Annotated in this window: 1 protein-coding gene; it reads right to left on the bottom strand. The window is 55.8% G+C overall.

Annotation, left to right across the window (positions count from 1 at the left end; translation table 11 throughout):
- A partial coding sequence (locus KZZ04_RS21665; RefSeq protein ID WP_368735902.1) for a flagellar cap protein FliD N-terminal domain-containing protein occupies nucleotides 1-178 on the bottom strand: 178 nt, incomplete at its 3' end.
- Nucleotides 179-276: the final 98 nt, after the last annotated feature.

Raw genomic sequence — 276 nt, 5'->3', positions numbered from 1 at the left:
CGCGGAACGCATCCAGTGCCGCTTGAATCTTGCCGATCGAGGACAGCTGGGCGGTCGACGTTTGCGTCTGCTTGTTGATCTGCGACTGCTTGGGTGCCTGTTCCGCGTTCACCAATGCCGTCACGATCGACTGGGTATCGATGTTCGTAACTGGGCCGCTAACCGTAATATCACCCATGACTGTTCTCCTGATCCGGGGCTGGCGCTTTCTTGACGTACGACGCCTCAAGCAGCTTCAGCAACAAAATTCATGCCAGCTCAGACTTTGGCGTCAAA

The organism is Pseudoalteromonas sp. CR1 (genome assembly GCF_019392235.1).
Classification (GTDB): Bacteria; Pseudomonadota; Gammaproteobacteria; order Enterobacterales; family Alteromonadaceae; genus Pseudoalteromonas.
Note: the sequence above shows the minus strand (reverse complement) of the source record. Positions and strands in the feature narration are given on the sequence as shown.